Origin of the sequence: Bacillus sp. AP8, from assembly GCF_000321185.1 — a bacterium.
Classification (GTDB): Bacteria; Bacillota; Bacilli; order Bacillales; family DSM-1321; genus Bacillus_AD; species Bacillus_AD massilioanorexius.
In genome coordinates, this window is record NZ_CAPG01000093.1 from 25221 (window position 1) to 34036 (window position 8816).

Annotated in this window: 7 protein-coding genes; all 7 read left to right on the forward strand. The window is 36.4% G+C overall.

Going from position 1 to position 8816, the window contains the following annotated elements:
- Positions 1-108: 108 nt before the first annotated feature.
- The 7 genes from BN349_RS21985 (at position 109) to BN349_RS22015 (ending at position 8461) form a co-directional block, all read left to right on the forward strand.
- On the forward strand, positions 109-1440 hold the full coding sequence (locus BN349_RS21985) for an NCS2 family permease (RefSeq protein ID WP_019244472.1): 1332 nt from the start codon (positions 109-111) through the stop codon (positions 1438-1440).
- Between the two features lie 219 nt (positions 1441-1659).
- Entirely contained in the window at positions 1660-2025 is a 366-nt protein-coding gene (locus BN349_RS21990; RefSeq protein WP_019244473.1) for a DUF3147 family protein, read from the forward strand.
- 14 nt (positions 2026-2039) lie between these two features.
- Positions 2040-2408, forward strand: coding sequence for a DUF3147 family protein (locus BN349_RS21995; RefSeq protein WP_019244474.1), 369 nt, complete (start codon positions 2040-2042; stop codon positions 2406-2408).
- 413 nt (positions 2409-2821) lie between these two features.
- Positions 2822-3967, forward strand: coding sequence for an acyl-CoA dehydrogenase family protein (locus tag BN349_RS22000; RefSeq protein ID WP_019244475.1), 1146 nt, complete (start codon positions 2822-2824; stop codon positions 3965-3967).
- A gap of 19 nt (positions 3968-3986) precedes the next feature.
- Positions 3987-5141, forward strand: a complete 1155-nt coding sequence (locus BN349_RS22005) for a thiolase family protein (protein WP_019244476.1) — start codon at positions 3987-3989, stop codon at positions 5139-5141.
- 69 nt (positions 5142-5210) lie between these two features.
- Positions 5211-6791 (forward strand): fatty acid--CoA ligase, encoded by a 1581-nt coding sequence (locus BN349_RS22010; RefSeq protein WP_019244477.1) that lies wholly within the window; start codon positions 5211-5213, stop codon positions 6789-6791.
- 50 nt (positions 6792-6841) lie between these two features.
- Positions 6842-8461, forward strand: coding sequence for a long-chain fatty acid--CoA ligase (locus BN349_RS22015; protein WP_019244478.1), 1620 nt, complete (start codon positions 6842-6844; stop codon positions 8459-8461).
- Positions 8462-8816: the final 355 nt, after the last annotated feature.

Here is an 8816-nt window from a genome sequence, read left to right on the forward strand (position 1 = left end):
ATTTTCATTGATTGTCAAAGCTCCGTTCTATATAGACGGAGCTTTTTCTGTGGGGAAAAGGGATCTCATAAGGTATTACAACAACAAATTTTCGGAGGGAAATTGATAATGAAAAAATATTTTCAATTTGATGAGCTTGGCACAAGCTATAGAAGTGAAATTATTGGTGGTATTACAACATTCTTAGCGATGGCATACATCCTTGTAGTAAACCCAAATGTTTTAACACTAGCTGATATTGCAGATTTTCCTGCCGAGCTAAGAATGGATAAAGGTGCTGTATTCGTAGCAACAGCATTAGCTGCAGCGGTTGGTAGTATCTTGATGGGACTAATCGCAAGGTTCCCAGTTGCTCTTGCTCCTGGTATGGGTCTAAACGCACTGTTTGCTTATACAGCCGTGTTAACATTAGGTATTCCTTGGCAAACCGCTTTAACTGGTGTTTTAATTTCTGGGGTAATTTTCGTATGTTTATCTCTTTCAGGTATCCGTGAAAAGATTATTAATGCTATTCCAGTTGAATTGAAAAATGCAGTTGGAGCAGGTATTGGTATATTCATTGCTTTTATCGGATTACAAAGTGCAGGAATCGTTGTTGCTAATTCAGCTACATTAGTTGGAATTGGTGATTTAACAAATGGTAATACATTATTAGCAATCTTCGGAATCGTTATTGCGGTTATTTTATTAACAAGAGGATTTAAAGCAGCCATTTTTATTGGTATGATTATTTCTACAATTGTTGGTATGATTTTTGGATTAATTAAAGTTCCAAGCCAAATAGTTGGTGCTGTACCAAGTATCGAGCCAACTTTTGGAGCAGCTTTTGAAGCATTTAAAGAACCGTCACAATTATTAACAGGTGATATTTTCATTGTTATTTTAACATTCTTATTCGTAGCCTTCTTTGATACAGCTGGAACATTAGTAGCTGTTACGAAACAAGCGGGTATTATGAAAGGAAACGAACTACCACGCGCTGGTAGAGGTCTATTAGCAGATTCACTTGCGATTGTAGCTGGAGCTATTTTTGGTACATCTACAACAACTTCTTTCGTTGAGTCAACTGCTGGGGTTGCAGCTGGAGCACGTACAGGATTTGCAGCAATCGTAACTGGTATTTTAATGCTATTGTCGCTATTCTTCTTCCCGTTACTATCTGTTATCACATCTGCTGTAACAGCACCTGCACTAATTATTGTTGGTGTTCTTATGGCAACGTCACTTAAAGATATCGAGTGGAATAAGTTTGAAGTAGCAGTACCTGCTTTCTTTACAGTTGTAATGATGGCATTAACATATAGTATTGCAACTGGTATAGCAATTGGATTCTTATTCTATCCAATTACAATGATTGTTTCAGGAAAAGCGAAAAAAGTACATCCGATTATGTATGGATTAGCTGTTATTTTCTTGTTATACTTTATCTTTTTAAAATAATAATTAAAGTACTTTATAGAGCTAGTCCAACTATCATATATGATAGTTGGACTAGCTTTTTTTGTGTTTATGCTTAGTTTACTAGTGTTTGAAATGTTATATGAATAAACCATTTTTGGTAATAATTTTTTAGAGAAAAAAGAGGTTTAGTAATGTGAATTAATGAACAATATTAAAGTAGTAATTATTCGTATAATAATTGTTAAGAGGGGAAATACAGTGAGTGAATTATCTGTAAGTGCATTAGTTATTCGATTTGTGTTAGGTGGTTTAGCCGTTTTAGCTTCAACAATTATTTCAAGGAGGTTAGGAGAAAGAGTTGGAGGTATATTTGCTGCTTTCCCAGCCGTTTATTTAGCGGCCTTACTTTCTATAGCGCTAGATTTTAAAGGTGAGCTTCTTGTTGAACACTCCGTTGTTCTATCAAAAGGTGCTATTTTCGGTATGCTAATTAATATTTTTATCGCCGTTATCGCTGGGTATTTGCTACCGAAGCAAGGATGGAAAATAGGTCTAACAAATTCTATGATGTGTTGGCTTGTATTTTCAGTAGCTGTTGTATTGCTTACGTCGCAGTTTAAATAAGGGGGTGAGAAGAAGTGGATAAAGATTTATGGTTTCGTTTTTTACTTGGAGGAACAGCGGTTATGCTAAGTTATCTCATTAGCGTCGTTTCTCCATGGAGGATATTAGCGGGGATATTTGCTGCATTTCCAGCTGTTATGATTACAGCTGTCATAATGGTTGGAATAAAATCAGGATCTAAAAAGGCTGCTTATATAGCAAATGGCTCAGTGTTTGGGATGATTGGCGGGGTTGTTTGTGTTATCACTGTTTTGTTAGGTTTACAAATCAGTGGTAATTGGTTGTTTAGTATTTGTATTGGTATTTTTAGTTGGTTAATAAGCTCTGTTGCTATTTCATATATAAGATTTAACCCTAAGCACATAACTGTAAAGAGAAAATAATACATAAACAATAGAGATGTGATGTGAAAAATTAGAGTCATTGTTGCAATCTTTTTTACGAATATTACTAGATCTGTAAGAGAAAAAATGATTTACATCTTTTAGTAGATTAAAAGTCGCATTGCTATTTCTATAATAGTTGTGTTGAGCAGAAAGAATTTTTCTCTGCTCTTTTTTATTTGCGGAATAAAATCATATTTGTAAGAATTGGGAATTTAAGTTAAAATTATACTTGTAATATTTAGAAAAACATTCCAAGTTAGTAAATTTTACATAGTTTTTTGTAACCGTTTTCTAACAGGTTAATCCTCGTATGTTTTACCCCGATTTCCAAACTTCTATATTTCTTCTGGCAAAGTTTAAATGTAAATTGTCATCTATCGGTATATAACGACAAATGGAGGAGAGAGATAATGAAGCATCCATATTTAAGAGAAGAACATGAGATTTTTCGTCAATCATTCAGAAAGTTTTTGGAGAAAGAAGCATACCCTTATTATGAACAATGGGAAGAAGATCGAATTATTCCTCGCTCTTTTTGGACAAAGATGGGTGAGCAAGGTTTTTTATGTCCAGACTTACCTGAAGAATATGGTGGTAGTGAAGTAGACTGGGGATTCAATGTTGTAATAAATGAAGAGTTGGAGAAAGTAGGTTCAGGTTTAGTTGGAATAGGTCTTCATAGTGACGTTAATATCCCGTATATTATGGCGTTTGGAACAGATGAGCAAAAAGAAAGATGGCTGCCAAAATGTGTTAGTGGAGAGTGTATTACAGCTATTGCTATGACAGAACCAGGAGCAGGGTCGGATTTAGCAAATATAAGTACAACGGCTGTTTTAAATGGAGACCATTATATTGTTAATGGACAAAAAACATTTATAACTAATGGTATTCATTCTGATTTAGTCATCGTCGCTTGTAAAACAAATCCGAAAGCAGTGCCTAAGCATAAAGGCATTAGTTTGTTGGTTATTGAAAGAGATCATCCGGGATTTTCTCGAGGTAGAAAACTAGATAAAATTGGCTTACATTGTCAGGATACAGCAGAATTGATTTTTGAAGACTGTAAAGTCCCAAAAGAAAATCTACTAGGGGAAGAAGGTCATGGTTTTCTTTATATGATGCAAAAACTACAGCAGGAACGTCTTATCGTGGCTATTGCTGCGCAGGTTGCTTCTGAAGAAATGCTATCTACTACATTAGACTATGTAAAATCTCGTCAGGCATTTGGTAAGTCAATTGGACAATTCCAAAATACACAATTCAAATTAGCAGAGATGGCGACGGATATCGAAATGGGAAGAGTATTTCTAGATTCCTTAATAGCTGATCATATAGCGGGAAAAGATGTTGTGACAAAAGTTTCGATGGCGAAATGGAAATATACTGAACTAGCTAAAAAGATTGCAGGCGAATGTCTCCAACTTCATGGTGGATATGGTTATATGGAAGAATATAAGATTGCTAGGAGATACCGTGATATTCCGGTAGCGAGCATTTATGCTGGCACCAATGAAATAATGAAAACAATTATAGCAAAGAATTTAGGACTATAAGTGTTTGGGGAGGGGTTTCATGAGACAAGCGGTAATAGTGGAAGGTGTTAGGACGCCTGTTGGTAAGAAAAATGGATATTTAAAAGATATAAGAGCGGATGACTTAGCAGGTATGGTGATAAAAGAATTAGTATATCGATCTGGTATTGAACCACGTCGAATAGAAGATGTTATTTTAGGCTGTGTATCTCAAATTGGCGAACAAGCGGGTGATATTGCTAGGTTATCTGCCTTAATTGCAGGTCTTCCAGTTGAGGTTCCTGGTACAACGATTGATAGACAATGTGGTTCAAGCCAGCAAGCCATTCACTTTGCTGCCCAAGCTATTTTAGCTGGAGATATGGATATCGTCATTGCTGGCGGAGTGGAAAGTATGTCTAGGATTCCAATAGGTTCTAATTATCAAGGTATAGCTTTTAGCAATGCTTTGACTCAAAAATATGAAGTCATTCATCAAGGATTATCTGCCGAAAGAATTGCTGAGAAATATGGCTTTTCTCGAGAGGATCTGGATCAGTATGCTTTATTAAGTCATCAAAAAGCAATCATGGCCCAGGAGGCTGGATATTTTGATAATGAAATAATGCCTATGGACATTTCATTAAGTAGTACAGAATCCGTTTTAATTCAGGAAGATGCAGGTCCAAGGAGGGAAACAACGCTTGAAGCCTTAGGGAAGTTAAAACCTGCTTTTAAAGAAAATGGTTCAATTCATGCAGGAAATGCAAGTCAAATCAGCGATGGTGCGGCAGCTGTCCTTATTATGAGCAAAGAAAAGGCAGAAGAACTAGGGTTTAAACCGAAATTTTTAATTCACACGAGAGTTATTGTGGGATCTGACCCAACCTTAATGTTAACAGGACCTATTCCTGCCACACAAAAAGCGTTGGAAAAAGCAGGTCTATCTATTGACGATATTGATGTTTTTGAAGTGAATGAAGCCTTTGCTTCAGTAACATTAGCTTGGTTAAAAGAAACAGGTGCTAATCCAGATAAGTTGAATCCTTGTGGAGGAGCAATTGCACTTGGGCACCCTTTAGGTGCGAGTGGTGCTAGACTAATGCTTACAATGATGAATCACTTAGAAAGAACAGGTGGTAGATTTGGTTTGCAAACGATGTGTGAAGGTCATGGCATGGCTAATGCTACCATAATAGAAAGATTAGATGGATAGTTTAGCAATATTTTTGCTTATACTATAGATTTTGAGTTCTTTTTACAAGTTCTTAAAGGAGATGGAGGCATGTCGATTACGATTGGTGAAGCTTTTAATGCAACCTTGAAGAAATTTCCAAACAAAGAAGCGCTGTATGATGTAAGGAGTAATAACAGATACACGTATAGGGAATGGGGTGACCAAATTAATCGACTTGCTCACGCCTTGAAGCTGGAAGGTGTTAAGAGGGGAGATCGAGTGTCAACTTTTCTATTTAATAGAGAAGAGTTGGCAACGGCCTTTTTCGCTTGTGCGAAAATTGGTGCTGTATTTAACCCGATTAATTTCCGCTTGTTGGCAGAAGAAATAGCTTTTATTTTAGAGGATGCTGCGCCAAAAATTGTATTGTTTGAGGAGGCTGTGGAAGCGGTTGTTATGCAAGTTGAAATGCGTTTTCCTCATATTTCATTCTGGTATTGCGATCGAGATAAACGACCTTCATATGCTGAAAGCTATCAAGATAAGATTTTGACTGCTTCTTCTGAACTAGTTGAAGAACAACTGAGCGAAGATGATGATTACGCTATTATGTATACAAGTGGAACAACGGGACGTCCAAAAGGAGTGATTCATCGACATCGAGATATGATTGAGCATAGTAAAATAGTAGTAGAGAAGACAAAGTTAGATGCATCGGATCGCGGCCTAATTATTGCTCCGATGTTTCATTGCGCGGAGTTACACTGTGCTTTTTTGCCAAGGGTACACGTTGGTGCAGCAAATGTGATTATGCATCATTTTAATCCGGTAGAAACGCTTAGAACGATTGAAAGTGAAAAAATCACGAAATTCTTTGGAGCACCAACAATGTGGAACATGTTATTACAAGAGAAGTTTACGAAGTATGATTTGTCTAGTATTAAGCTTGGGTTATATGGGGCAGCTCCAATGGCGCCGGCACTTGTGCACGCCTGTCAAGAAAACTTTAAAGTACAGCTTGTACAAGCGTATGGGATGACAGAAATGGGTCCAGCAATTACCTTTCTTTCAGAAAATGATCAGATAAGAAAAGCTGGTTCGGCTGGAAACGTGATTAAGCATCATGAAATTCGGATTGTGCGAACTAGTGAAGAAGGTCCTTCTGATCCAGATGATGTAATGCCAATTGGTCAAACGGGTGAAATTCTTGTTAAAGGCCCTTGTATGATGAAGGGATATTTTCAAAATGAAGAAGCGACGAGGAAAGCCTTATACAAAGATTGGTACCATACTAGAGATATCGGCTATTTGGATGAGGAAGGATATTTGTTTGTACAAGACCGAGTAGATGACATGATTATTAGTGGCGGTGAAAACATTTATCCAAGAGAAGTTGAAGATATATTATATGAGCATCCTAGCATTTTAGATGTTGCGATACTAGGGCAACCAGATGAGCGTTGGGGAGAAACAGTGACGGCTTTTATTGTGTCTAAAGATTCTTCCTTAACGGAAGTAGAACTGGATGAGTTTTGCAGAAATAGTCATAAACTAGCGAATTATAAGCGCCCAAGAAGATATATCTTTAGTGAAACAATGCCAAGAAATGCAAGTGGAAAAATACAAAAATTTCTGTTGAAGAAGCAATTAGAGGATTTGTCACCTAATGAAAATTTATCTGCTAATTAAAATATGCTTATGAAATGATGTTCTAATTATAGTGAGAGGAGTAATGCTAAATGATGAATGTACCTTTTACAGTTAGTTCGCTTCTAGAAAGAGCAGAAAAATTTTTTAGTAAGAAGGAGGTAATTTCTCGCACCCATTCTGGAATTCATAGGTTTACTTATAAAAAAATTGGTGAACGAACGAGAAAGCTTGCTCATGCTTTAGAAACCTTGGGTGTACAAAAAGGTGATCGAGTAGGTACGCTAGCATGGAATCATCACAGACATTTAGAAGCGTATTTTGCTGCTCCAGGAATAGGTGCCGTGCTGCATACAATTAATTTCCGGCTTTCTCCAGAAGATATTTCATATATTGTGAATCATGCAGAAGATAAAATCTTATTAATTGATGAAGATATATTACCTCTTATAGAAAAACTCCAAGATACATTTAAATCCGTAAAAGCCTATATTATTATGACTGATAAAGAAGAACTACCAAATACGACACTTTCTCCAGTTTATTCATATGAGGATATTATTTCTGATTGTGATGCAAATTATCAATTTATTACTGATATTGATGAAAATGATCCCGCAGGTATGTGCTATACTTCTGCCACAACAGGAAAACCTAAAGGAGTCATGTATTCTCATAGAGGAATTGTTCTTCATAGCTATTCTTTAGGACTGGCTGATACAGCTGCATTGTCTGAAAGTGATATTGCTATGCCTGTAGTTCCAATGTTTCATGTGAATGCCTGGGGTATGCCGTTTGCGGCAACGTGGTTTGGAACTACTCAAGTGTTACCCGGACCTCAATTTTATCCTAAGTTGTTAGCGGATCTGATTGAACAGGAAAGAGTAACTGTCACAGCGGGTGTACCAACAATTTGGATTGCTTTATTAAACGAGCTTGATAAAGGCAATTATGATACTTCATCTTTACGCTCCATTCTTTGCGGAGGATCAGCAGCTCCAAGAGGAATGATAGCCGCATTTGAAACAAGACACAATATACCGTTTAGTCATGCGTATGGAATGACAGAAACAACTCCTTTAGCATTATACTCTAGAGTAAAGAGCTATCAGAAAGATCTTTCAAAGGATGAACTTTTCGATATGAAAGCAAAACAAGGGATTTTGGTACCTGGACTTGATATGAAAGTTGTAGGTGCAGATGGAGAAGTAGAATGGAATGGGAAAGATATGGGAGAGATTCTGCTTCGGGGACCTTGGATTGCAGATGAGTATTATTGTGATAATAGAAGTCGGGAGTCATTTAAAGATGGCTGGTTGTGTACAGGTGATGTAGCTACAGTTGATGAAGAAGGTAATGTGAAAATAGTTGACCGGACCAAGGACTTAATTAAGAGCGGTGGAGAGTGGATTTCTTCTGTAGATTTAGAAAATACGTTGATGGCACATGATGCTGTACTTGAGGCGTGTGTTGTAGCAGTCCCTCATCCCGAGTGGCAAGAGCGCCCTATTGCATGCGTTGTACTGAAAGAAGATTATAAGAATAAGGTAGAGAAAGATGAGTTAATGGAATTTCTTAAACTACAATTTGCAAAATGGTGGTTGCCAGATGATATTTTATTTATTGAAGCAATACCAAAAACATCTGTGGGCAAATTCTTGAAAACAGAATTAAGAGAGTTTGTAAAAAAACAAATAGTTAATGAAGTTTAGTATGAAATAAAGGGTATGTCAAAAGGAGTGTTAATGCCCTTTTGACATACTTATAGATTAGGAAAATATATTAGTATTATAATTTTACTAACATGTATTTTATAAATCTAGCAAATTTGTTTTAAAAAAAGCTTGCTTTAATTTAAATCGGATGATATATTTATACAAGTCGCTTCGGTGTCGCTAGTTTTTAAAGAATCATATAAAAGTTTTTTAAAAAAGTTATTGACAAAGAAATTACGAAGTGATATATTAATAAAGTCGCTTTTGAGCGATGGGAAAATAAAACGAAGAGTCATTGAATGATTGAATTATTTCAGTATAAGGAAATGTTTGGTCAAAAATGATGGGTGTT